The following is a 24,669-nucleotide window of genomic DNA, read 5'->3' on the forward strand; positions in this document are numbered from 1 at the left end:
ATTTTAGAATATTAACAATCTTCTCTCACCAAAGCAGCTAACGTCTGTAAACCAATATCAGCTTGTTCTTCTGTTGCATGACTGAAGTTAAGTCGTAACTGGCCACAGCCCTCTGACGGATATGGCAGGAACGATTCGCCCGGCATAAATGCAATATTTTTTTCGAGTGCTTTAGGCAATAGTTTACGAGTATCAATACAATGATTAAGTGTGAGCCAGAAGAATAACCCACCGGCAGGTTTCTCCCAAGTGGCAAGAGAACCAAAATGGCGTTGTAAAGAGATCTCAAATGCATCACGACGACTCTTATAATATGTGGCCAGTTGGTCCATATGTTCAGCATGGTTGGCGGCACCTAGCTGTTGCAATACCAGCCATTGGCTGATTCGGCTACTGTGTAGATCAGCCGCCTGCTTTAGCCGTGTCAGATAAGGAATTAACTCTGACGAAGCAACCAGATAGCCTAACCGCAATGCCGGGGATAAACTTTTAGAAAAGGACCCCTGATAAATCCACGGTGCGTGCTGTAATAAGGCACATACCGGCTTTCGCTCACACGGATCATAGACCAGGTCATGATAGGGATCATCTTCAAACAGCGGCAACATAAGGTCATCACACGCCTTTGCTAATGTGGCCCGCTGCGTACTATCAAGACAGTGACCACTTGGATTCTGAAAAGTTGGGATGCTGTAGGCAAAAGCAGGCTTTTCTGTTTTGAGTTTATCAATATCAGGTTGTGCCGAATCATAAGCCACAAATTGTGCCCCGAAGAACCGAAATACCTGCAATGCCGCCAAATAAGTGGGCGACTCAACAGCGACAGGTGTTCCTGCATCAATAAATAATTTAGCGACCAGATCAATTCCTTGTTGCGAGCCTGAAATAATCAGGACCTGCTCCTCAGTGCAAGATAAACCGCGCCTACATAAATTCTGCGCAATATGCCTGCGCAATTCTGTTTCCCCTTCACTGGCCCCGTATTGCAACATCGATTGCGGCATTCCTTCCAGGTGCAAGTGGGGGAAACTTTCAACCGCAGGCAAGCCGCCAGCAAATGAGATCATCCCAGGCCGTTCAATAACAGAGAGTATTTCCCGTATAGGCGAGGGGTGAAGATCGTGCAGCCGTGAGGAAAATCGATTATTCTGATCCACTACAGTCTTATTCATGGCAGTCCTTCCATAAAGGTCAACATATTTGACCTTTATGGACAGTAAAATGGACGGCTGATTACGTCAATAGTATTGACCTAATTATTTTTTAATTTGTGATAAAAATCCGATGGCAACCTCCAAAAACGTCCCGCAACAGGAAGACCAACGACTGCATCAAGCCATCGAACAGTTCTATTTTGGTTATCGGACATTTACTGAACTACCGGATAAATTACTGGCTCAGCGAGGATTAGGTCGGGTTCACCACCGCATCCTGTACTTTGTCGGACACAATCCTGATATCGCCATCAATGCCTTGTTGGGAATTCTGAAAATCAGCAAACAAGCGCTTAATGCACCATTAAAACAATTAGTTAAAATGGAGCTAATCACGGTTACCACCGCCGAATATGATCAAAGAGTGCGGCAGTTATCTCTCTCCCCCGCCGGTAAAAAGCTTGAATCTCAATTAACAGAGACACAAATGCAACTGCTACGACAGGTATTCCAACAACTGGGAAAAGAAACAGAAACAGCGTGGCTGCAAGTTATGCAATGTCTTAATAAGGATTGAGATTAGCATCAAATTATAAGATGTTCTGTGTGAGCTATACTCGAATGAGATTAATGGCTGGCATTTAATAGAAGGGATAAAGAGTGATAGACCATACGGGGATTAACGTTACTAATATATTAATAAGTAAAGATTTTTACAGTGTAGCGCTTGCACCTCTCAATTACGAGATACGTCTAAACCTTGGTGATGCCTGTGGTTTTGGTGTGAAAATTTCAGCCAATGGGGATGATCCCGGCGGTGACTTTTGGGTAATGGAAGGTAAACCTTATACCCCAAGAAGCCATATCGCTTTCCGTGCTGCAAGCAAAAATGAGGTCAATCAATTCTATAATGCTGCCATGGAAGCTGGTGCAATATCGAATGGAGAGCCTGGCTACCGTCCTCATTATCATGAAAACTATTATGCTGCATTTGTTCTTGATCCAGATGGTTACAATATTGAAGCTGTCTATCATGGCAAATAATTTATAAAATAAAGGTTTCTATTTAATCAGAATGGCTATCTACTGATGATATGCACTGTTTTCGTGCATTAAATTTGACACTCACCATCGCCACTAAACAATACTCCTAATTACTATGTTGCATATCGATTATGCTTTTAATATCTGCTAGCATCCCTGCCAGCGCTATCACATAACTTAATTGATCGGAGAAAGCGCTCAATCCAGCAATGTCGAGCGTTATACGCTATTTTATTAGTTACTCAACCGCGATGAGTATTAATAACACTTTGAATAAGGCAATTTTGGAATTGAAGATAACGTTGATAATAGCCGGTATTGTTGTGATCATCGCGGTGATAGTCTGGCTCATTCTTCGCTCGGCAGCTAAAGACGTTGAGGATGATTATTAAATGATGATCCTCTGATTTAACCTCCCTCCAGCTTGCAGTGCTAAAGAGAAGGTTGAAATCCTTCTATGCTCCCAAACAGCCATTGAGAAACCAACGTTAAAATAAGTATTCTGCATATATTACTTGCTTCCCCATACCTTGTGTGGGCCTCGTTATATAAATAAGCGAGTTAGCGAGCATACTTGTGGTTATGTGATGCATGTCATTTCAAATCAATTGTAATTGATCACTTTTTGATCAATCATTTTAGTGCCAAATCCACAGCGCTTTCATGTCTGTCAACCTGTAAGCAAGCTATGAGACCCTGTAAAAGGTTATGGATTAGGTCTTGCTTCCGCCACGAAACATCATGTCTACAAGTAATTAGATGCTAGTGGCGGCCTTTTGTATTGAAAACCGGACAATCACTTCCTCTACCTTCTTCCACCGAGCAATCATCACATATCAGGTAAATTACCGTGCCACTGGCCCTGGTGTAACACCCTTCATTTTACCAATGCCCCACTAATCCCTTCAGTCCCCTCTTTATAAGGAAACATTAAATACTCCGTCTCACCATCGCCCAGTTTCTCTAGTTTAGTGTTAAAGACCGCTTCATAGAATTTTTGTGCCCGATACATGCCTGCAACACAAATCTCAAACTAGCCACCGATATTTGCTTTCATCATATTCTCTAGTAGGTTTTTTCAGATAACGTCCTAACACTCATTCTTATAAATGGTGTTTTTTTATACAACATTATTAATCAAGTTATCTGAAACTACTTCATTGACGAAATATCAGAACATCGAGGGGTTATTTTTATCCATTATCAAGCTCCAGAAATGACAAAGCCCCAGCGATTAGCTGAGGCTTTAAATTTGGTGCTGTGATAGCTGACCCTGTAACCGTACCAATGATAATGCAATCCTTGCACCAAGGTAACTATCACAGCACCGTATAATTTACATTGTAATTATAAACAAACAGTAAACATGACCAACTTTATAGTGGGCATGACTCACAAAATGGCAAAGCCCCTACCGTTAAGCTAAGGGCTGAAATTTGGCCCGCCACCGAGGTCTCGAACCTCGCACCTACAACAACTATGGTTATCGGCTCTATCCAGCTGAGCTAGTGGCGGTTACAGAGCGAATTCTACGCATCAATTTATAAGCACGCCATCAACAAGGTTACTTTTCAGATTATTCAGCCCACCAATCCAAGTTCAAAAACGACAAAACCCCACCGAAGCGAGGTTTATTTGGCTGGCTAGGCACTACTGCACAAACAATTCTTATCACACTAATGCACTTTTTGCGGCCGCACCGACACTTTTATCATAAATTTCTGACTTCATTATTGCCGGATCCATTTCTAGGCAAGAAACAGATCAAGGCATGGACAGAAAGATTACAGCAGGCCATCAAGATTGCCGATGAAATAGAAATAGCGCTAAGAGTGAGCAGTATTTATGTACTGCAGCAAAAGTCAGGGCATGGCTACACAAGAGATGGTTTCAATAGTCGGTGGCGCAATGCAAAATTACTGGCCGCAAAGACATTTCCTGAATTGGATTTTGATTTCACGTTTCATGATTTAAAGGCAATGGGAATATCCGATTTAGTCAAATTAATCACTATCTTATTGACAATAACAATATTTGAGGCTTTATTACATCATTAGTGAAATGTTTTTTAATATATTGCCACCACTGAACAAGTGTGAATACTATTGCAGAGTTGTCATGGCAAAATATCGTATTTTCTTACGACAACATATTTTAGTTTTATTTTTCTAAACCAAAAGACATCAGTTAATAAAATTAATATTCCAATAATCCTAACCTCACCACCAGTGTTAAATGTAACTAGAGCGCCAATAATAGCTAAAATAACCGAGCCTACCTTTGAGTACTTTGTCTATAGTTTTTTAACTGATGTAACGCCATTCATTGCATAAGTGGCACCGCTTACCGTAAACAAGCATTTGTAACCCATACATCCCCATGACTAAAGAATTCTTTTTCTTCTATTATATTGTCCCAGAAATAAAGATAGCTATAAAAAATGTGATACTGAAAATTTATCGATAATAAATTACTATCAATTTAGTGATTAGCAAGTTATTTCAAAATTTGTTGTGCTATAGCTCTTACAACCCTATCAGATTGAAGAAGACCATCTCCGATAGCATGCTTCCCCCATGCAAACTCAAATCCAAATCACTGAAATTCTGCGCCTGCTGCACAACCTGATCCGTATTGGTACAGTGGCCGCGGTCGATCTCGACCAAGTCCTGCGCCGCGTGGCGACAGGAGACAATACCACCGGCTAGTTAAACTGGCTGACGCTGCGCGCCGGTCAATCGCGATCATGGTGAGCACCGTCCGAGGGTGAGTAGGTGTTGATATTGTCCCTCGGTGACGAACTGGATACAGCCTTTGTGCTGCGTGGCATTTTCTCTGATGACTTCCCGCCGCCGTCGGCCTCGGCGCATGGCCGACAGCGGAAAACTGGCCGCTGATTGAATTACCCGAACTACCGCAGTGGCTTTTGATTGAAGCGGTGAATCAAGGTTATATCGTTTCCACTTGGCCACTTGTCATAGAATAGCTCACAAGAAATACCGTTAATACACGCTGCCAAAATAGATGTATAGTTATATTTATCATCCAGATAACAGCAATAGGAGCTGTAATGTTCGGGCAAGATAAAACCGCTGGCACCATGATATGGTGGGAAAAAACCGTTGAATACTATTTCGTGGCTAAATATTTGAGTGACACAGCTGCTATAGCCCCATTAGATGGCAATCACGAGAAAGCCGGTGACAATATATTTACTCAGGGCAATAAATGGGTATTAATTGAATTTAAAAGAAGTAAGGCCGACTTAGAATCCGAAAAAACAAAGTTTATTAATTATCAACAGGCTCAAAGCGCTCTATCCGCAATTGATGGTCATCATTTCCTGATTTATGGCGGCATGCTCTACACAGGTGAATTTTCACTATGGGCACAAACCTATTTCTCTGGTAGAACCGGAGTCTCCCTAGATGAGGTCATCAAAAATGGTAAAGGCATAAGAGCTTTTATTATTTATGTCGAAGCATTTATCGCATTTAAAAAAGGTGGTAATCCTGGTAGTTCGGGTGGTCTGGGGGTAACGGATTATGCGCAAGTGGCTTGCGTCAATAAAAATGGGGATATATGTGCCTGTATGTCTCTTGACGAGTTCCGTCGTTCATTAGGTGCAAAACCGACGCCTGACGCAAAATACAAAAGTGCAGCGCCGAGTATGTAATCATCCTTATTTGTTTCTATAAATAGTGGCACTATTACTTAATCAGTAATAGTGCCACCTTATTTTGTGCTATCCCTCACACAGCCCCCATCACCTGCCCGCGCGTAGCAATCCGGCACCATAACAAATGTTACCACCCTGATCCGTAAAAATGGCTATCGCCTCTTGGGTTCCCGCTCCTGCTCTGATTATCCGCTATTTGCCTTTGAAAACTACATCCGTACCACGCAAATGTTGGCTGACACCATGGCTGAGGCCCATATGTGGGCCAACGATAAGCCGCTCACGCCCTCGCTGGCAAAGACATTTGTGTTGTGAGGCTATTTCACGCAATGACATCAAGCCAGCTCGGTACGCCGATTCGATGGCCTCCCAATCTGGTTTGGTCATTTGTTTACTCCAATAAAAAACCGCCGTAGGCGGTTTGATAATAATATTTAACACATAAAATGTGACTCCCAATATAGGGAATCTTCAACTATTTAATTATTAGTGCATCCGCCGTTAGCTTGACAGTGTCCATGTTCAGGAGTGCCAACATCAGGCCCCGTTGCAGGATCATTACAATACGGCCACCACTTGCTGGATGGATTACATTCTTCAGCCATAGCACCCGCAGATAGCAACATAACACTAACTAACAGTAAGCCTTTTAACATATCTTTCATCGTAACTTCCTCCATGATTAGCCGCCTAAAGTGACGGACGATGCGACGATTGCTTTTAATAACCTGCAATAGCCACCCTAATCATTAATTCATCAAGTCCACTAATCAATCAAATAAGTTGGTTTGTTTAACCGCTGTTAATAATAATTCTTATTTCCATTGGTAATGGCATTAAATTAAGGAAAATCTTATATATCCGCACCATTATCGATGGCACTCAAGGAATGCCACCTGTAATGCTACTTTACTGAGGTAATTTCCAATTCTGAGCTGGCAGGCCAGCACATGTAGCCATCGTCACCGACTTGTCCAACCCTGCAGTTGTCAGGCACTTATTTGACGCCACATTTCGCACATCCGAACCAACACCTTGAAGAGCTTTCCACTGTTGTTTTGTGTTCTGATAATCACAGGTTGCCATGACCGGAGTTGAGCCACCTTCATCTGACAAACACTGCCCACTTTTCAACACGATGTAATGGACGGTGTTTTTTTCTGAACTGGCCTTTGCCACGCTATCACAGGCTAACAAGGTGGGCTTACCTTGGGTATTCTCATCCAAACAGTTACGGCCATTTGCAATATTAAGATGGCCGGATATTGTTTCGGTAGCCATAGTCACTACCTTAGCTCCTTGGATATCTTCTTGTGAAGTTGCTGCAACCGAAGAGAACGATACAGTCAAAGCAACAATTAATGCAGATAAGCGAACTACCATATAATCACTCCTTGTGAATTAATTATCTTTCTAATTATTAACGTATTGTACTTAACAATAAATTAATGACCTGTTTTTTTATACAGTTAAAAGCTGACGCTATCAAGCCTTTATTTACAAGTTATTAACTCCATTTATATAACGTTAATGTCCGATCCTTTTTCATTGCTTCCGGGTGGCGTTCTGCCGCCAGCTAATAACCTCATCGAGCCGCCCCTTACAGATCCGCAACTCACGCTTAAGAGCTAGGGCATACAACCCACTATCGCCCCAAGTGGTACCAACGAATTCAGGTAGCGTACTTGTGCCTCGCAAGACAGGCTGATGTGCTTTCATTACGCAAGGATCAATTCAGAGAGTCAGGTATATACATCAGGCAGGGTAAGACAGGGGCAAAACAAATCAAGGAATGGTCGGAGCGATTACGTGACGCTATCGCGCTGGCTGAGTCCCTGTCCTTACAGCCGGGTATCAGCAGTATCTACATCATTCGCCAACGAACGGGACTGCGGTATACACGCGACGGTTTTAATAGTCGATGGCGCAAAGCCAAAGAAGCAGCAAAAGAAGCGCACCCTGAGCTGGATTTTAATTTCACCTTCCATGACCTGAAAGCTAAAGGGGTTTCTGATCTTGAGGGTTCACTCAGTGACAAACAGGCGATATCAGGACACAAGAATGCAGCTCAAACAGCACGATATGATCGTAAAATTGCGATAGTGCCAGCGGTAGGAGACCAGTAAAGCAGAAATAATATTATGAAGAGATATTATGAAAGGTGATTTTAGGCACAAAAAAACCGCCTCTCGGCGGTTAACGACATACTCATACTACTTTGTTTTACTTAGAATATTTTCCATGGTGCCCGGGGCGGGACTTGAACCCGCACAGCCATAAGCCGAGGGATTTTAAATCCCTTGTGTCTACCGATTTCACCACCCGGGCTCTGGAAAACTGGAGGCGCGTCCCGGAGTCGAACCGAGGTAGACGGATTTGCAATCCGTAGCATGGCCACTCTGCCAACGCGCCTTATTCTTCTTTGCCTTTACAGCTGAGGTTCGCCTTAAGCCAACCTACTAATTTGGAGCGGGAAACGAGACTCGAACTCGCGACCCCGACCTTGGCAAGGTCGTGCTCTACCAACTGAGCTATTCCCGCAACATCAGAACTTACTGATTCTTTTGCTATCTTTCGACATTTCGTTGCTGCCGTCTGATGCGATGCATTCTACTTACCTGACGCAATGAGTCAATAAAATTATCTGACTAATGTGTTCGTTTGCTGCTTTTTGCGGCGCTTCGATCAAGGTTCGAGCAAATCATTCCAGGCGGCGTTTAAATATTGAAACATTGACCAGAATGTCAGTACCGCAGCAATGTAGAGAAGAACAAAGCTGGCGAGCTCAACATTATGGTCTGGGCGCCAAAGTAAGCCAACCAGCGAACCCATTTGAGCCGTGGTTTTCACTTTACCAATCCATGACACCGCAACACTGCTGCGCTTACCGATTTCAGCCATCCACTCACGCAGGGAAGAAATGATGATTTCACGGGCAATCATAGTTGCCGCCGGTAGAGTGATCCACCAGACATGATAATGCTCAGCGACCAACACTAATGCGATGGCAACCATAACTTTATCCGCCACAGGGTCAAGAAAAGCCCCAAAACGGGTAGTTTGTTTCCAGCGGCGCGCTAAAAAGCCATCAAACCAATCGGTTGCTGCTGCAAACACAAATATGATGGCACAAACCATCGGAGCCCAAACGAATGGCAGATAAAACGCCAGAACGAAGAATGGGATGAGTACAACACGAAACAGGGTAAGCCAAGTCGGTATATTCAATTGCATAATGCTACGATAACTATCTGGCTGGGGTGGATATTATGAGTATGGTGCAACATTAGCCTCAGTGTTTCAATGCATTGTAGATTTTTTCTGCCAATGCTTGTGAAATACTCGGCACTTTTGCAATTTCCTCGACGCTAGCATTCAGTAAAGGTTGCAGTCCCCCCATATACTTCAGCAAAATTTGCCGCCGTTTAGGGCCAACTCCCTCTATCGTTTCTAATGCACTGGTATTTTTTACTTTAGCACGACGCTGCCTATGTCCGGTGATAGCATGGTTATGCGAGTCATCTCGGATATGTTGAATCAAATGCAATGCTGGTGAATCTGGTGGCAACGAGAACCCCTCCCCTTGCGCCTCCAGGAACAATGTTTCCAGCCCCGCTTTTCGATCACTTCCCTTAGCAACGCCGACCAATAATGGTTTTTGCTTATCCCACTCAACGGTGAGAGAAGCAAACACGTCAAAAGCCTGAGACAGTTGGCCTTTCCCTCCGTCAATGAAAATAACATCAGGAATTTTTTTGTCATCTAATGACTTACCATATCGACGTTTAAGCACTTGAGACATCGCCGCATAATCATCACCGGGCGTTATGCCACTAATATTGTAGCGTCTATATTCCGAACGTACAGGACCATTTGCATCAAATACGACACAAGACGCGACAGTCTGCTCTCCCATCGTATGGCTGATATCAAAACATTCCATACGATTGATCTCATCAAGATTAAGAATCTTGGCTAACTCTTTCATTCGCTGATGTATTGTTGATTGCTGCGATAAACGAGTAATCAACGCAGTAGAGGCATTTGTGCGCGCAAGTTTAAGGTAACGCGCTCGATCCCCCCGAGGACGGCTTTGGATCTGAATTTTTCTTCCGGCCAACTCAGAAAGAGAGGAAGCCAGCAGATCCTTTTCCTCTAGGGTAAAGTCCAGCAAGATCTCACCTGGGAGCGTTCGCCCCTGGCTTCCTTGCAAATAAAACTGCCCAACAAAGGTCTGAACGACTTCACTGAGCTCAGTCCCAGCAGGAACTTTCGGGAAGTAACTCCGGCTTCCCAGCACTTTCCCTTGTCGAATAAATAGCACATGGACACAAGCTAACCCGGCATCAAACGCCACACCGATAACATCAAGATCTTCATTGTCGCCCGAAACGAATTGCTGTTCAGTAACTCGCCTTACTGCTTGTATTTGATCTCGAATACGCGCCGCATCTTCGAAATGCAACGATTGACTGGCTTCCTCCATCCGGGAAATCAGTTGTGTCAGTACCTGTTGGTCTTTGCCCGAGAGGAACAAACGCACATAATCAACCTGGCGTTGGTACTCATCATCGCTCACAAGACCTGCAACACAAGGGCCTGAACAACGGCCAATCTGATATTGCAGACAAGGCCGTGAACGATTGCGGTAGACACTGTTTTCACACTGCCTTACTGGAAAAAGTTTTTGCAATAATGCCAAGGTTTCGCGGACAGCATAAGAGTTCGGGAACGGGCCAAAATACTCACCCTTCTCATGCTTAGCACCGCGATGAATAGCTAAGCGCGGGTGAGTATCCGCACTCAAGAAAATAAGAGGATATGACTTATCATCACGCAACAGTACGTTGTAACGAGGCTGATAAAGCTTGATATAGTTATGCTCAAGCAGCAGTGCTTCCGTTTCTGTATGTGTCACGGTCACATCAATTTGAGCAATATTCTTAACCAAGGTCTCTGTTTTTCGACTGGCAACCTGAGCACGGAAATAACTCGTCAGACGTTTCTTGAGGTCTTTTGCTTTGCCGACATAAATAACTGTCCCCGTCTTATCATACATACGGTAAACACCAGGTTGGCTGGTGACAGTTTTCAAAAACTCTTTAGAATCGAAACAATCAGTCACTATTAGACAACGTCTCCGCGTTAAACAGACCGTGGCGAATGGCCAGATGGGTCAATTCAACGTCACCACTTATATTAAGCTTGCTAAACATCCGGTAGCGATAGCTGTTCACCGTTTTCGGACTCAGATGAAGTTGTTCCGAAATGTCGTTCACCTTTTGGCCTTTCGTTATCATGAGCATAATTTGTAACTCACGCTCTGACAAACAACTAAAAGGCGTTTCGGCTGGAGGCTCTAACTGACCCAAGGCCATCTGCTGCGCAATATCAGAAGCAATGTAGCGTTGCCCCGAATGAACCGCACGGATAGCCGTAACAACATCCTGAGGTGCTGCCCCCTTACTTAAATACCCACCGGCACCAGCCTGCATGACTTTTGCGGGCAGCGGATTTTCAGTATGGATGGTTAGCATGATAACTTTAGTATCTGGAGAAAAACGCAAAATCTTACGAGTTGCTTCCAACCCGCCGATACCGGGCATATTCATATCCATCAAAACGATATCAACAACATGGCTACGGCACCATTTTACCGCATCTTCACCACACTGCATCTCGCCCGCTACTTTGATACCCTTGATATCTTCAAGAATGCGTCGAATCCCTGCGCGCACCAGTTCGTGGTCATCAACAAGAAGAACGCTAATCAAAGAAAATTCTCCAAAAATAAGGGAGTAACCTAATCACGCTTTGTTTACGACAATGATATTACTTGTTTTCGACCAAAGAATGAATACAGAATAATTGCAAATTCATATCTATATTGTTTGACAGATATTATTTTTATCATCATTTCGACTATGTACATAAAATCGCTGACATATCAATTAACGACATGATAAAAAAGAAAAGTTTTTTTAAGAGTTTTCTTGGCATTACACTGCTATTCATGCAAACAGTAATTGCTGACATCCCGAAACTTATTTTTACATGAAAAAGCACAACATATTGATACCACACAGGATCGGCTATTTCCGTTCTAATTTTGCGGCATAGGAATTATTCTTAGTTTTGTTTATTTATTGTTTATCTCTTATTCACGCTCAAAATGAGTGATTTTTGACACAAAATTACTCATTCAGAAATGGTATGATTTTTATGAACAAAACTCACTTAATTAAGATAATACTTACATAGTCAGAGGAAGCATCTTCCAGACATACCTATCCCCTGCTCGCCTTCGACCACATTTTGCGCCACAAACTAAAGATTAAGCACATGTTATCAAAGCTGACCATCAGTTTATGATATAATGCTATAACTGTTTAATAATGCCGCGAATGTTCACTGCGATACTGGGTTAGCCCACATCACTTTGTTCACAGGTAAGCTATCACTTCAGGAAAAAAATGAGTAATCCAGACTTTACCACTTCTGCTGACCCAGAAACTTTAGCAAATGAAGTTGCATGTTTGAAAGCAACATTGACTCTATTGCTAAAAGCGATCGGCCAAGCCGATGCTGGGAAAGTAATCTTAAATATCGAACGTTCCATTGCCGGTATCGAAGACACTGCTCAAGCTGAAGTTTTCACCAATACCCTGGCACAAATCAAGAACGGCTATCGTCAATAGCTTATCAAGATATAGAGTCTTATTTTGCTCCGCTGCCATATATAGGAATTTCTTTGTTTTTCATTGAAATATATTCTATTGGCAGCTTTTTTAAATTTTTCGGGATTGCGATGGGACTGTTACTTAAAGCACTGATCGGCGCCATAGTTGTGGTATTGATTGGGCTATTATCGAAGACGCGCAATTACTATATTGCTGGTTTAATCCCGTTATTCCCTACTTTCGCCCTCATCGCACACTATATTGTTGGCCATGAGCGCAATATCGAAGCACTGCGCATAACAATTATATTCGGTTTATGGGCTATCATTCCCTACTTTATCTATTTGATATCGCTTTATTTTTTAATTGACTATTTACGCCTACCACTCGCATTGACCGCGGCTGTGTTATGTTGGGCCATCGCCGCCTGGATACTTATAGCTGCCTGGAACCAATGGCATAGTTAACGAAAACCATACCATTATCAGCGCAATAGTAATAAAACAAGCGCATGAATAGCCAACAGCGCCACAGAGAAGGTGAGATTCAAATTACTGATAGATTTTGATCTGACTTCATCAGAAGGTATATCACTTACTTGAATTTTTCTGACTCTGTAAACCCAGTACCCGCCGAGCACCACAAAAAGCAAGGCCAGAGACACCGCCAAGAGTGGAGATCCCCAGACTAAGTACTCACTTAATCCTGCAATAGCAAACCAAAGAATGACAAAGACCATGATTAACCACCTAAAGTTTTGATAGTCCGAGCTTAGCACACTCCTTAAAAACCATTAAGACCCACTTACAAGAAAAAAAGGAATGCAGAAAACATAAAATGTCAGTCTAAAAACATCATAAACAGCAGAAATGAAGTTAATAAATAGTTAATTTAAAAAAAGAACCGTATTGAACATCCACAATTAAATAGCATAAGATAAAGCGATAACTAAATTATAAGACAAATCATCTATGACTTTATCTAAAACATGATAAATTCAGCTCAAAAATCAACATTATCCTGTGTTTTGTACATTCAAATAAAATGCTTAAAAAATCAAATTAAGTAGTTTTATTACATCAAGAATTCATTTTATTTGCCGTTATACATTGCACCTCTTATTTAATATACGTAATGTTCATGAAAAAGTTCTCCGACCTATCCATTTTGACAAAGTTACTCTCAGGCTTTTCGGTTGTTATTGTTATGATGTTATTGCTAGGTGCTGTGGCACTATCACAGTTAAGCAGTAATAACGCCAGGCTGGAAGCCTATCGCGACAGTTGGTTACCGGGTGTTCGCTATGCATTAGAGATGCGAGGCGTTTTAGCCGAATTGCGCCTGCAGCAGGTTCAGTATATCGCCTCATCGACAGAAAAAGAGCGCGAAGGACACCGTCTGGAGATATTACAAGCCGTAGACAACTTTCGTGCCGCGCAAGATAGATTTCTGAAATTACCCGAAGGTTACAATCACTCCGAACTATTCAAGATAATAATGTCAGATTTTGACCACTTTTCTCAGGCAAACAGTCTCGTTATTGATGCGGTTAATAATAATCAATTAGCTGAAGCCACTAAAGTTAGTGGTGATACATCAAGAAAATATCGCACACAGTTGATGAAAGACCTCGCTGAATTAGTCGTGCTGGAAGTTCAAGGTGGGGAACAAGCTGCAACGGATGGTCAACAAAGCTTTAATACTGCCAAAAACGTACTTATCGCTTTATTGCTCTTTGCTGTTTTCATTTCTGCACTGCTTGCTGTCATGATTGCCCGCAACTTTTCTCGTTTATTGGGAGGGGAACCGGCCTATGCTGTGGCTATTATGGGCCATATCGCCGCCGGAAACTTATCCACTGAAATAAAACTTCGCCCAGGTGATAATAATAGCTTACTGGCTTCCCTGAATATCATGAACCGGCAGTTGAAGAAAACGATTAATGAGATCATGCATGGGAGCGAATCAATTTCTGTGGCGTCGAATCAGATTGCTCAGGGTAATGCTGACTTATCACAACGTACCGAGGAACAAGCATCCTCTCTGATTCAAACCTCAGCAAATATGCAGGAACTCACCCAAACCGTACGTCAGAATGCGGAGAATGCACGGCAAGCAAGTGAGTTAGCGGTTAATACAGCAGCAACCGCCACAGAAGGCGGAATTATTGTTGATGAAATGCTACTTCGTATGCAAGAAATCACCAAAAGCTCAAGGAAGATCGTCGATATTATTGCTGTTATTGAAGGCATTGCCTTCCAAACCAATATATTAGCGTTAAATGCTGCAGTTGAGGCCGCCCGAGCGGGCACCGAAGGTAAGGGATTTGCCGTTGTCGCAAGCGAAGTACGCACTTTGGCACAGAAAAGTGCAAATGCAGCCAAAGAGATAAAGCAATTAATTGTTGGTACGGTTGAGAAAATTAATGCGGGTTCAGAACGCGCTGACCATGCCAGTCAAGCGATGGGCGAGATAGTCGACTCGGTGGGGAAAGTTGCTCATATCGTTGGCGAGATATCGACGGCATCACACGAGCAACACATTGGTATTCAAGAGATCGGTATCGCTGTAGAACAGATGGATCAAGTTACGCAACAAAATGCCGCATTGGTTGAACAAGCCGCCGCCGCCGCACAATCATTAACGGAGCAAGGCGCGGAGTTGCGCCAGATTATCCGTTTCTTTCAAATTAATCAGCCATCATTAAGCTAAGGAAATAATGACTAAGCGCTAAGTTGTGTGAATCATAGCAACTTAGTGCCTAGCTCAAGATGATATGGCATCTTCTCTGAAGAACATATTCATTATACGGATTACAGAAGTTCTTTCTGTACCCAAAGGCTAATACTCCCGCCATTAACAGGAAATGTCGCCCCACCATCTTCATCTGTAGTAATAATATCCTGACGATTACCTAAGTAATCAGCAAACTCTTTATTTTCAAAACCTTCACCAAGGACGATTGTTTTTTCACTTTCTGCGCCATTCGAAAGAATCACCACACAACCGGGTGCCTCCGCCGTACCAGCACGAACAAAAGCAATACAGTTTTTATCATCAAAATAATCGGTTTGTGCGCCATGAGCGAAGCGTTGTCTGGCTTGAATTAGCCTCTCCAATTCAGCAACAACCGGCATCTCTATCTGATAAGTCCCCCCATCTTCACCGTTATCTTCATAATTGGCACCAAAAAGATCGGGGTAAAAAACACAGGGAATACCTTGTTCTCGTATTAAGATCAACGCGTAAGCCAAAGGTTTAAACCAAGGTTCTACAGGTGCTTCCAGGGCCTGAAGTGGCTGAGTATCGTGATTGGCCACCAACGTAATGGTATGTGACGGGTCAACTTCAATTAATGAGCCATTGAATATTTGCGTTAAATCAAAATCTTCGCCCTGTTTCGACGCTTCGTGAAACTTGTGATGTAAAGCAACGTCGAACAACATTACATTGCCTTCTACCCGTGCCAGATATTGTTGTAATTTTTCGATATCAGGGGACCAATACTCCGCAATAATCAGTAAATCATGTTCTGTTTCATTTTGTATATATTCTATCCATGCTTTAAAAAACCATGCTGGGATATGTTTTACTGCATCCAATCTAAAACCATCAATTGGCAGTGACTCCAGTAACCATTTTCCCCAATATTTTAACTCATCCATAACGGCAGGATTACGGAAATCAATATCCGCCCCCATCAGATAATCAAAATTACCTAACTCATCATCAACCTCTGTATTCCATCCCTCATCGCTATAATCGTTTACTATCTTAAAAACCCCCTCATCTGAGGGTTCTTCAATATAATCAACACCGGTAAAACACTGTTTATCCCAAACAAAGGATGAATAAGTTTCATTGCGGCCAGAAAACGTAAAACGGGTATAGGCAAGGGCGTCGATAATATCATCGTCCATTTCAGTCCGGTTATCAGGATTAACTTTACGGACACTGACCTGTTCTTTTTCATCCGCCCCCATCTTGTGATTGAATACGACGTCAAAAAGAACTTTTATGCCATTCTCCTTCAATCGGTTAATCGCATTCTGTAATCCTTCTTTGTCGCCATATTTAGTCGACTGAGTCCCCTTCTGATCAAACTCCCCCAGATCAAACAAATCATAGGTGTCATATCCTACAGAATATCCTCCTGAGGCACCTTTATATGCGGGGGGAAGCCAAACGATATTAATTCCAAGTTGGCTAATATGTGCGGCTTGATCTGAGACCTCCTGCCATAATTTACCGCCATCAGGATAGTACCAATGGAAAAACTGGAAGATTGTGGGATTATTCATAGGCTTGATAACTCCATTTAACCGTATATCTCACAGTATGGCCCACTTTATAAAAGTTGGATTGGCAATAAGGTAATAGACTGTGTATTCGTTTTAATAGTGAGTTAATGTAAGGTCGGCCAGCATTAAAAAGAGGTAATTTAAATGAAAATAGTGGATATCCCCTTCGGTATCACCGATTGGTCAGAAATAGAAACAACTGAGCATAAGGGGGAGCAAGGGGTTGCCTACTGGCGAACACAACTTTTTGGTCGTGTTAGAGTCCGTATGGTTGAGTACAGTGCTGGATACAAAGCTGACCATTGGTGTTCTAAAGGGCATATATTGCTGTGCCTTGAAGGCGAACTAAGCACTGAATTGGACGATGGGCGAAGCTTTATATTGAAGGCAGGTATGAGTTATCAGGTTGCCGATGGCGCCGAAGCACATCGTTCATCTACAATCTCAGGGGCCAGACTTTTTATTGTCGACTGATCACGTTTTTCGAAGATGTCTATGAGTCCTTTATATTCAGCTAGCAGCCAGTCCTCGGCTGTTAGCTGAAATAAACGTTGTTACTGCCCTTCAGGTAATGAATCAACGGGGTTATCCGGGTATAAAACCCGAATACGTCGTCTGACAATCTCGACCTGAAATGCTGCCATGACTGCAATCATGATCAGGATTTCACCAAACCCGCCTTGTTCCGTTGGTTGATTATAAAGATATTGCAGTGTCCCTATAATCCATTTAGAACCAACCAATAGCAGAAATAAAGTTATCGTCAGTGGTGTTCCCTTGCAAAAAATACGTCCATCAGGTTCACGCCAAATCTCTATAAGGCGACCTTGCAAAACACCGACAACAATACTAAATAAAACTCCGCTACCTAAAACTACCCAGGAAGTCATCGTAGCGGGCATATATGTTCCACCGACTACCAGGCCGACCATCCCGTAAACCCAGGCCCATTTAAAACGGGCGGGGCCTAAAGACACCTCGTGGCTGACCGACTGGCGGTACAATGCAAAAAGTGTTAGCACCAGAATAATCAGTATTTGTACGGGAGTCATCGCTATCTCCTTCAAGAGAAGCATCTAATCAGGGATAAAGTGCCTTAATCTGGCATAGTGGCTACCTGCTCTCGCAGTATATTCACGCTTTATCAGTCTTTGGCAACACCAAACAGAAGGTGACCCTTCCCGAACGGTTAACGAAGTCCGTCAACACGTACTGTATAAAGTTTAGGCTATTTCTCAATAAATAACAGAATCCGCATAATATTAATTTACTCCGCACTCCATATTAAATAGTTTTAACTATCCGTTATTACATCTCAATATCGCTTTAGCTAATCTCAGTCATTTGTATTTATAACAAAGGAATAACATTTGGCGGCTGCTCTGATATATTCAATATCTTTTCATTAGTGCTAAACTGTCGATGTTTTTTATTCAGGAGTAAAAAGTTAATTTAAAGGAGAAGAGAAATGACTCAGAATATTTATGATAATCAGGCATTTTTTTCAGGGTATGCACAACTTCCCCGTTCAGTTGATGGATTGGCTGGCGCGCCAGAATGGGAAGCCATTCGCCAGATGCTGCCGTCGCTGTCAGGAAGCAAAGTTGTAGATCTGGGTTGTGGCTATGGCTGGTTTTGTCGCTACGCACGCTCGCAAGGTGCCAGCGAAGTTTTAGGTCTGGATGTTTCAACGCGAATGTTAAACCACGCTAAAGAGATGACCACTGACGAAAACATTATTTACCGTCAGGAAGACCTGGAACATTTGCATCTACCACCACAGCTGTTCCAATTAGCCTATAGCTCACTCACATTGCATTATATAAAAGCACTGCCAGCACTGTTTGCCACGATTTATCAAGCACTAACTCCTGGGGGCAGTTTTGTTTTTTCCGCCGAACACCCTATCTTTACCGCAGCAAAGCAACCTGGTTGGTTAATTGCCGATAATGGGCAAAAATCCTGGCCGGTGAACAGTTATCAGGCGGAAGGGGAACGTATAACAAACTGGTTGGCAGAAGGCGTTATCAAGCAGCATCGGACATTAGGGACTTATATTAATTTTTTGATAAAACAAGGTTTTATAATTACGCATGTCGAAGAATGGGGACCAACAACACAGCAAATTATAGATTATCCTGAATTGGATGAAGAGAAAGAACGCCCTATGCTATTTTTACTTTCTGCGAAGAAACCTGAATAGAAATCGGGATGGTTTTTATTAAAAATTCCTGCATCAACTCGTGACTCTTGGGGAGGTTTACTCCCCCAGCGCCTGTTTGATATTGACTCGGCGAGCCTAAAAACCACTAACTCATTATAAAACCCCTTAATAGGGTTAAATGACCTATAGTATAAATTAAATGCAACGCTGTATGGGATCCATTATGTCTAATAAAAATCACGAAGAAACAACAGTTAATGAAGGTTTGGCTAAAATTCATGAAGCTTCAGAACAACTTACCGAAGAGCAAATTGAACAGTTGGCTGAAGAAGCCAAAGCCGCAGCCAGAGAGAATGTACAAAAGCATACACACGACTAATCAACAAAATGGGGGATGTATATGAACACTGTGCCGCCAGATGGATTACCAATATACCGGCTGATTACCGGACCAGATGATTCATCATTTTGTCACCGAGTGTCTGATCAATTGAAGCTTGGCTATGTATTATACGGCTCACAATCAATCGCTTATGACCCAGAGAAAAAGACGATAATTGCAGCACAAGCGATCATTTGGCCTGGGAATTGAGACTGATGGTAATAAAAGCTACCCGATCCACAGTTGGTAATTTGTGATACGGATAAATAGCTTCTTGGATTGAGTTTTACGTCTGTAAAATGTCATCTCACTGATGAGAAAATAACTATTTTTCAATGCGTTAAATTTATTTTTGATGTTGTTTTGTAGCCACACCCAGTAGTCTTTGGTCACTACTGCTAATCTTTGTTAGCGACACTTCGCGCTAAGTGGATAAGACAAGTAACAGGAGACGATGAATATGCAAGCTCCCCCGATACCTCAAGATGAGGCTAAGAGAATTGCTACATTACGCTCTTATAATATTCTCGATACCTCTCCCGAAGAACGCTTTGATCGTATCACCCGCTTAGCTAAACGTTTATTTAATGTGCCAATAGCGCTTATATCTATCGTCGACGTAAACCGGCAATGGTTTAAATCACATCCCGGACTGGAAACCAGCGAAACCCCCAGGGATATATCTTTTTGTGGTCATGCGATTTTAGGTGACGATATCCTTTTGGTACCCAATGCCCTTAACGACCTTCGTTTTAGTGACAACCCACTCGTTACCGACGATCCTGGCATTCGTTTTTATGCGGGTTGTCCGCTGGTTGTTCCCAATGGCAGTAAACTTGGCACACTCTGTATTATCGATCTTAAACCGCGCTCTTTAGATGAATACGACCAACAACTTTTATGTGACTTAGCGAAAATGGCTGAGCAAGAAATTGCTGCCGTTCAATTAGCAACTATTGACGAACTAACACAGTTAACCAACCGTCGAGGCTTTGAAATTCTGGCTCAGCATGCATTAACATTTTGCTCACATAATAATATTCCTGCCACTTTGATTTTCTTTGATCTAAATGATTTTAAAGAAATAAATGACAGTTATGGTCATGCTGAAGGTGATAAGGCATTAGTGACTTTCGCTGAGGAGTTACAGTTTTTCTTCCGTGACACAGATGTTGTCGCCCGATTGGGTGGCGACGAATTTGTCACATTACTCACGGCATCAGGTTGTAGTGATATGCCAGCAATATTAAGCCGCTTTAAGAATGCGTTAGAATTACGCAATAGCCAAGAATTGCGTGGTTATAATATTGATTTTAGCGTGGGGTACGCTAATTGCAATTTAGAGAAAGATACACCGATTAATGAACTACTCGCCGCCGCCGATTCATCCATGTACATGCATAAATTAGAGCTACGCACTAAAAAAAACCCTTTTTCTAAGAGTTAATGTCATGTGTTATTACACTTCTCAAAGCACCAGTAAGTCGTCGTGTTAATAATTAATCAAATCAAAACTAAATGCCTAAACAATAAATCTGCCAGGAGAGATATACCCGATATGCTCCTAAATGGTGCCGACTCCCTAAATAGGGGCACTAATTTAGTTATCCATAATAAAAATAAACTATTTTTCAATTAGTTAGATATGGCGCAAATATTGCTTGATTAAAGACCATAACAGCAAGGAGGAAGAAATGAGAGCAATGTCTGCGTACTACTTACAATATACTGTATTTCTGCTACTGGTTGCTGGAACCATCAATTTTATTTTTCAGTAACCACTAAAAGAGTCTCGCTAATGCGCGGCTCTTTTGTTTTATCTCGGGTAAAAAGTACAATAAATTGTCGTATTAATACGCAAAAAAATAATTGTTTGACTCATTGATCCTCACCCTACATGGCAGTCATACAGCCATTACGCCTCGACGTTTAGCCTAAAGTCGAAAGAATATTCTCAGGAAAGGTAGTATCAAACGTTTGAGCGATTTCCGCTTTCGACCACCATAGGTATTTACTGTTTACAGACCTCTCATATCACGGCCCCTGGATATTATGGAAAATTGAGATTTTTATTGTGCAATGTTAGTGAATAAAGCATTACGATTATCACAACTACGGAGAAAATAAAACTATTCAGCGCAAGCCTATAATCATAATTGATGTTTATTCAACTTTATTTACTCAATTAACATTTGGGTTTTAACGTGTTTTACCCATATTCCTGGTTAAGATATACATAAAAAAGTCAATTATTTAAATCGAGATTTACTATTTATATATCATAAGAAATAGGCTGAGAGAAGATATTGAGATACTAATAAGGCTTGTTCGTGGTTAACCTATCAATTTAATCCAGCATATAAAATAAACAGATGGAATATTAAATATTACCGATACAAATATGGCACGAAAATATAAATAAAACATATGAAATTTAGTGTAACTTATTGATTTTGTTGGTGGGTCGTGCAGGGTTCGAACCTGCGACCAATTGATTAAGAGTGCATAGAACTACCATTTAAACCAGTAACTTACCGCATCAACCGCCGCTCACACGTCCCAAGATGCAAAAAGATGACAAACGTTGGTACACGATGAAAAGCAATGATAGTCCCAAATTTGTCTCTATCCCCACACCCATCTCAATGGGCATCCCTGTCCACTATCCATGCGAACGAATAGACCGGGCCATTAAGCCCGGTTTGATCTCATTTTGATAAACTATTAAATTATTGCCATGAAGGTTAATTCAACTGTGGAATGATGATGCTACAATCAAAATTCTGGATATCCTCAATTGTTTTTGTTCCTGCAATCACCTCATCGCGTAAATATTGTAGGGTTAATTTTTTATTATAAATCTGCCATGCAATGTTACCTGCCGCTACTTTCCAATCCGCTTCGCTCGTAAGGATACTTTGAACTAAATCATTCAAAGTTAATTCACCATTGGAAGCAGAAACCATTGATGTAAGCAATGGGGCTGAAAAAGTATTATCTGCATGATACCTGTTTGCTTCGTCGCACTGGCACCACCACGTCTGAGCACCAAAATCAGAGGTTGGTGTTAAAACAGCTCCGAAAGCAATCGCGCCATTTGAGTTTAGTCCGTCAAGTGCGATGTTATATATCTTTACCGGGTCAATCCATCCAGATAAATGTATAAAATCGGTGTCTACATAAAATTTATTATCGGCTGGATTATAATAGTCATTAAGTGCATATGCTGTATTAGGGTCAATATCTAATTCTACATAACCATCGCCCCCCCAATCAGGCTGAGGCCCACCAAATATACTAAATAATCTTTTTGGGGTTCCATCAGAAAGTTGCACGTAAATCATCATGGTAAGCATCCTATTCGTAAATTATGAAATTAACCATCTCGGAACTATTTATAAAAACCTAAATAAATTAGCAATAAAACTTTGCCAAGTCTTGCTCTTTAGGTATGTGCCAACATAAATCAATATGTTACGGTGAGTTAAGTTGTATCTAAGGTTTTAGCAATGTATTACTGCAAACTGATTCAATGAGCATGTTGCTTTGAGTTACTTTGTGGTAGTTTTTTGCCCCTCATATGCCCATTCATCAATATACCACCACAATAGACATTCCTGCCCACCCATCAATCCTGCGCTACTGGCCACTCAATATCTGGCACCAGGGAAACATCGATGTTCTTCACTTTTACACGATACTGTTTCCATACTTTCAAATCAGTGCGCAGTTTATCCGGTACAACATCATCGCTATCCTCCAACCCCTCGATCTCATCTATTATCGCGTCAATCACGTTAGATGCATGCGACATTAGTGATGATTTTTCAGCGTTAGCAATAGCAATAAGTGACTCTCTTGCATTCTCGATATCTTCAGGCGATGGGCCGCTTGTCTCCACCCACGTTCCGCCTGTCCATTCACCCGTTTCTGGGTCGCGTGACCCATTTTGATATTGAGCTTTGTAATAACCATCCCCAGCAAGATCGATTGTCCAATTAGATGGCAACTCACCTTCAATATGGTCGCAGATATAGAACCCATCCGCCGTGATTTCATTAACTTTTTGCATTCATTTATCCTACTGAATTGTGAAACTGGACATAATAGTGACGCCATATGTGGCCGCTGTTTGCGTTATAGTTACTTGTCCATTTGGCTGAATATTCACTCTCGCGGGCAACGGTGCCGAAGATGAGGCCGCAAAAGAAAGTAATGATGTAGCAAATGCAGGCCTATAACCATCAGGCAGGGTAAATAATACTGTGCCGTCAGTAGCTGTCCCGGGAACAAGATTAAGGTGAATGAAAACTATACCCAGAACTTTGCGATATACAGCCCTCCCCCCTGACGCGGCAGACCATCCATTTTGCAAGGTCGCATTAATCCACGCGGTGTTTGCAACCTGGCTTGCCCCGAATGCATCAGCAACTATTCCAAGCGCAGATTGTGCCCCCGCTAAAGTAGTTGCGCCATGACCCCCACCGGTGATTGGGATAGGGTTGGCTGATGTTGGTATTTCCCTTACTATAAACGTCCTTGACCCTGCAATCCCAGAGGAAATAACTTCATATACTTTAAAGTTAGTATTGCTCACTGTATTTGGCCTTAAAGTAACACTAACATTACTTCCAGTAATGTAATTTACTGTCATGCCAATCGTATAATTTCCGTATACAACCCCGCTCGGGGTATTTACCCAATTCCCTGAGTTTGATAAGTAATTAGCCCCAGACGAGTATACAAATGTCTGCCAGTCAAAATTCTCAATAGTCGGCTGATTTGGCAGCCCAATGCCAATCGCAGATAATTGCTGTTGGCTAACTTTATTACTTACATCTTGTGATATTTGAGTCAATGAAGGAATAACAACAGTTGAACCATCTGGCGCAATAATACTCACGTTACCGGTTCCGGTAGTTATTAGCTGCCAATCCTCAAGCAAGCCTTGATATAGAGCCAGTTGCACGGCGGTACGCCGCGCTAAATCTGACATTGAATTTGATACGGTCGTGACAATTGCGTATTCAGAGCTGGTGATTGCTGATGCTATATTTTTTGTTACTCTTATTTTAGTATCGCTATCTACTGCCAGTATTTCATATATAACAACCTGACCCGCCCCGGGAACAAAAATCATTTGTCCCGAAGCAATGCCAAATATTGGATTATTCCATTGAGTACTTGTACCCGTAATAATATTTGTCCCCGCCACTGACGTGACTGTACCTGACCTGTACCAAGCCATAATATTTCCCTAAATCA

At 42.1% G+C, this 24,669-nt stretch carries 25 protein-coding genes, 4 tRNA genes and 4 pseudogenes; 16 read left to right on the forward strand and 17 right to left on the reverse strand.

All coding sequences use genetic code 11. The features are described from left to right. Positions 1-11: 11 nt before the first annotated feature. Positions 12-1,172 carry an aminotransferase-like domain-containing protein gene (locus V2A84_RS09165; protein WP_083159105.1) on the reverse strand — a complete coding sequence of 387 codons (1,161 nt, stop codon included), beginning with the start codon at positions 1,170-1,172 and terminating at the stop codon, positions 12-14. 112 nt (positions 1,173-1,284) lie between these two features. On the opposite strand from V2A84_RS09165, the gene V2A84_RS09170 reads away from it, so the two are divergent. Beyond that, positions 1,285-1,731, forward strand: coding sequence for a MarR family winged helix-turn-helix transcriptional regulator (locus tag V2A84_RS09170; protein ID WP_083159106.1), 447 nt, complete (start codon positions 1,285-1,287; stop codon positions 1,729-1,731). A gap of 83 nt (positions 1,732-1,814) precedes the next feature. Continuing rightward, positions 1,815-2,198, forward strand: a complete 384-nt coding sequence (locus V2A84_RS09175) for a VOC family protein (protein WP_193784671.1) — start codon at positions 1,815-1,817, stop codon at positions 2,196-2,198. A 1,437-nt stretch (positions 2,199-3,635) separates the two neighbouring features. Here V2A84_RS09175 and V2A84_RS09180 read toward each other — a convergent pair. Next, positions 3,636-3,713: transfer RNA gene (locus V2A84_RS09180), tRNA-OTHER, on the reverse strand. Positions 3,714-3,931: 218 nt separating this feature from the next. On the opposite strand from V2A84_RS09180, the gene V2A84_RS09185 reads away from it, so the two are divergent. From V2A84_RS09185 to V2A84_RS09205, 5 genes and pseudogenes are all read left to right on the forward strand, one after another. Then, positions 3,932-4,255: a hypothetical protein gene (locus V2A84_RS09185; RefSeq protein ID WP_193784672.1), complete on the forward strand. Its 324-nt coding sequence runs from the start codon at positions 3,932-3,934 to the stop codon at positions 4,253-4,255. Positions 4,256-4,774: 519 nt separating this feature from the next. Beyond that, a pseudogene (locus V2A84_RS09190) lies at positions 4,775-5,071 on the forward strand (phage baseplate assembly protein V); the annotation flags it as partial. Further along, positions 5,065-5,184 (forward strand): annotated as a pseudogene (locus tag V2A84_RS09195) (phage tail protein); the annotation flags it as partial. The pseudogenes V2A84_RS09190 and V2A84_RS09195, both read left to right, overlap by 7 nt. Positions 5,185-5,268: 84 nt before the next feature. Then, the gene (locus tag V2A84_RS09200; RefSeq protein ID WP_083159108.1) at positions 5,269-5,874 is read left to right on the forward strand and encodes a hypothetical protein; all 606 of its coding nucleotides are present in this window, start codon (positions 5,269-5,271) and stop codon (positions 5,872-5,874) included. Between the two features lie 126 nt (positions 5,875-6,000). Then, positions 6,001-6,186 (forward strand): annotated as a pseudogene (locus V2A84_RS09205) (phage tail protein); the annotation flags it as partial. A gap of 170 nt (positions 6,187-6,356) precedes the next feature. Here V2A84_RS09205 and V2A84_RS09210 read toward each other — a convergent pair. The 3 genes from V2A84_RS09210 to lysC all read right to left on the reverse strand — a co-directional run bounded on the left by V2A84_RS09210 (position 6,357) and on the right by lysC (position 7,596). Next, entirely contained in the window at positions 6,357-6,542 is a 186-nt protein-coding gene (locus V2A84_RS09210; protein WP_083159109.1) for a hypothetical protein, read from the reverse strand. 244 nt (positions 6,543-6,786) lie between these two features. Beyond that, positions 6,787-7,260: a ricin-type beta-trefoil lectin domain protein gene (locus tag V2A84_RS09215; protein WP_083159110.1), complete on the reverse strand. Its 474-nt coding sequence runs from the start codon at positions 7,258-7,260 to the stop codon at positions 6,787-6,789. Between the two features lie 162 nt (positions 7,261-7,422). After that, on the reverse strand, positions 7,423-7,596 hold the full coding sequence (lysC, locus tag V2A84_RS09220) for an Rz1-like lysis system protein LysC (protein WP_420073916.1): 174 nt from the start codon (positions 7,594-7,596) through the stop codon (positions 7,423-7,425). On the opposite strand from lysC, the pseudogene V2A84_RS09225 reads away from it, so the two are divergent. Beyond that, a pseudogene (locus V2A84_RS09225) lies at positions 7,548-8,003 on the forward strand (tyrosine-type recombinase/integrase); the annotation flags it as partial. The gene lysC and the pseudogene V2A84_RS09225 sit on opposite strands and share 49 nt — an antisense overlap. Positions 8,004-8,119: 116 nt before the next feature. Here the strand turns inward: V2A84_RS09225 and V2A84_RS09230 are convergent. The 6 genes from V2A84_RS09230 to uvrY form a co-directional block, all read right to left on the reverse strand. Beyond that, positions 8,120-8,205: transfer RNA gene (locus V2A84_RS09230), tRNA-Leu, on the reverse strand. Positions 8,206-8,215: 10 nt separating this feature from the next. Beyond that, positions 8,216-8,289 (reverse strand) — tRNA-Cys (locus V2A84_RS09235). Between the two features lie 53 nt (positions 8,290-8,342). Then, positions 8,343-8,418: transfer RNA gene (locus V2A84_RS09240), tRNA-Gly, on the reverse strand. A gap of 144 nt (positions 8,419-8,562) precedes the next feature. Beyond that, positions 8,563-9,111 carry a CDP-diacylglycerol--glycerol-3-phosphate 3-phosphatidyltransferase gene (gene pgsA, locus V2A84_RS09245; protein WP_083159111.1) on the reverse strand — a complete coding sequence of 183 codons (549 nt, stop codon included), beginning with the start codon at positions 9,109-9,111 and terminating at the stop codon, positions 8,563-8,565. A gap of 58 nt (positions 9,112-9,169) precedes the next feature. Then, positions 9,170-11,002 (reverse strand): excinuclease ABC subunit UvrC, encoded by a 1,833-nt coding sequence (uvrC, locus tag V2A84_RS09250; protein WP_083159112.1) that lies wholly within the window; start codon positions 11,000-11,002, stop codon positions 9,170-9,172. Next, complete coding sequence (gene uvrY / locus V2A84_RS09255; protein WP_083159113.1) at positions 10,995-11,651, reverse strand: UvrY/SirA/GacA family response regulator transcription factor; 657 nt, start codon at positions 11,649-11,651, stop codon at positions 10,995-10,997. Before uvrY ends, uvrC begins: the two co-directional genes overlap by 8 nt. A 699-nt stretch (positions 11,652-12,350) precedes the next feature. On the opposite strand from uvrY, the gene V2A84_RS09260 reads away from it, so the two are divergent. Both V2A84_RS09260 and V2A84_RS09265 read left to right on the forward strand, forming a co-directional pair. Beyond that, positions 12,351-12,575: a DUF2594 family protein gene (locus tag V2A84_RS09260; RefSeq protein ID WP_083159114.1), complete on the forward strand. Its 225-nt coding sequence runs from the start codon at positions 12,351-12,353 to the stop codon at positions 12,573-12,575. Positions 12,576-12,685: 110 nt separating this feature from the next. Continuing rightward, positions 12,686-13,024 (forward strand): GlpM family protein, encoded by a 339-nt coding sequence (locus V2A84_RS09265; protein WP_083163697.1) that lies wholly within the window; start codon positions 12,686-12,688, stop codon positions 13,022-13,024. Between the two features lie 17 nt (positions 13,025-13,041). Here the strand turns inward: V2A84_RS09265 and V2A84_RS09270 are convergent, their stop codons facing one another. Continuing rightward, a complete protein-coding gene (locus V2A84_RS09270) occupies positions 13,042-13,296 on the reverse strand; it encodes a hypothetical protein (RefSeq protein WP_083159115.1) in 255 nt (84 codons plus the stop codon). Between the two features lie 401 nt (positions 13,297-13,697). Here V2A84_RS09270 and V2A84_RS09275 point away from each other — a divergent pair, with 401 nt between their 5' ends. Then, entirely contained in the window at positions 13,698-15,269 is a 1,572-nt protein-coding gene (locus V2A84_RS09275) for a methyl-accepting chemotaxis protein (RefSeq protein ID WP_083159116.1), read from the forward strand. 101 nt (positions 15,270-15,370) lie between these two features. Here V2A84_RS09275 and amyA read toward each other — a convergent pair whose 3' ends face one another. Further along, positions 15,371-16,858, reverse strand: a complete 1,488-nt coding sequence (amyA, locus tag V2A84_RS09280) for an alpha-amylase (RefSeq protein ID WP_083159117.1) — start codon at positions 16,856-16,858, stop codon at positions 15,371-15,373. Between the two features lie 144 nt (positions 16,859-17,002). Between amyA and V2A84_RS09285 the strand changes: the two genes are divergently transcribed. Further along, positions 17,003-17,332, forward strand: a complete 330-nt coding sequence (locus V2A84_RS09285) for a DHCW motif cupin fold protein (protein WP_083159118.1) — start codon at positions 17,003-17,005, stop codon at positions 17,330-17,332. Positions 17,333-17,412: 80 nt separating this feature from the next. Here the strand turns inward: V2A84_RS09285 and V2A84_RS09290 are convergent, their stop codons facing one another. After that, entirely contained in the window at positions 17,413-17,910 is a 498-nt protein-coding gene (locus tag V2A84_RS09290) for a hypothetical protein (protein ID WP_083159119.1), read from the reverse strand. Between the two features lie 416 nt (positions 17,911-18,326). On the opposite strand from V2A84_RS09290, the gene V2A84_RS09295 reads away from it, so the two are divergent. From V2A84_RS09295 to V2A84_RS09310, 4 genes are all read left to right on the forward strand, one after another. Continuing rightward, positions 18,327-19,061, forward strand: a complete 735-nt coding sequence (locus tag V2A84_RS09295; protein ID WP_083159120.1) for a class I SAM-dependent methyltransferase — start codon at positions 18,327-18,329, stop codon at positions 19,059-19,061. A 172-nt stretch (positions 19,062-19,233) separates the two neighbouring features. Then, positions 19,234-19,401, forward strand: a complete 168-nt coding sequence (locus V2A84_RS09300; protein WP_372569050.1) for a hypothetical protein — start codon at positions 19,234-19,236, stop codon at positions 19,399-19,401. A 21-nt stretch (positions 19,402-19,422) separates the two neighbouring features. Continuing rightward, positions 19,423-19,614 carry a DUF1737 domain-containing protein gene (locus tag V2A84_RS09305; protein ID WP_083159121.1) on the forward strand — a complete coding sequence of 64 codons (192 nt, stop codon included), beginning with the start codon at positions 19,423-19,425 and terminating at the stop codon, positions 19,612-19,614. A gap of 244 nt (positions 19,615-19,858) precedes the next feature. Then, the gene (locus tag V2A84_RS09310; protein ID WP_102970429.1) at positions 19,859-20,851 is read left to right on the forward strand and encodes a sensor domain-containing diguanylate cyclase; all 993 of its coding nucleotides are present in this window, start codon (positions 19,859-19,861) and stop codon (positions 20,849-20,851) included. Positions 20,852-22,148: 1,297 nt separating this feature from the next. Here the strand turns inward: V2A84_RS09310 and V2A84_RS09315 are convergent. The 3 genes from V2A84_RS09315 to V2A84_RS09325 all read right to left on the reverse strand — a co-directional run bounded on the left by V2A84_RS09315 (position 22,149) and on the right by V2A84_RS09325 (position 24,652). Further along, a complete protein-coding gene (locus V2A84_RS09315; protein WP_442848719.1) occupies positions 22,149-22,751 on the reverse strand; it encodes a hypothetical protein in 603 nt (200 codons plus the stop codon). Positions 22,752-23,032: 281 nt separating this feature from the next. Further along, on the reverse strand, positions 23,033-23,476 hold the full coding sequence (locus V2A84_RS09320) for a tail fiber assembly protein (RefSeq protein ID WP_442848720.1): 444 nt from the start codon (positions 23,474-23,476) through the stop codon (positions 23,033-23,035). Positions 23,477-23,485: 9 nt separating this feature from the next. Next, the gene (locus V2A84_RS09325; RefSeq protein WP_442848721.1) at positions 23,486-24,652 is read right to left on the reverse strand and encodes a hypothetical protein; all 1,167 of its coding nucleotides are present in this window, start codon (positions 24,650-24,652) and stop codon (positions 23,486-23,488) included. Positions 24,653-24,669: the final 17 nt, after the last annotated feature.

The organism is Yersinia sp. 2553 StPb PI (assembly GCF_052217105.1).
GTDB classification, from domain to species: domain Bacteria; phylum Pseudomonadota; class Gammaproteobacteria; order Enterobacterales; family Enterobacteriaceae; genus Yersinia; species Yersinia enterocolitica_E.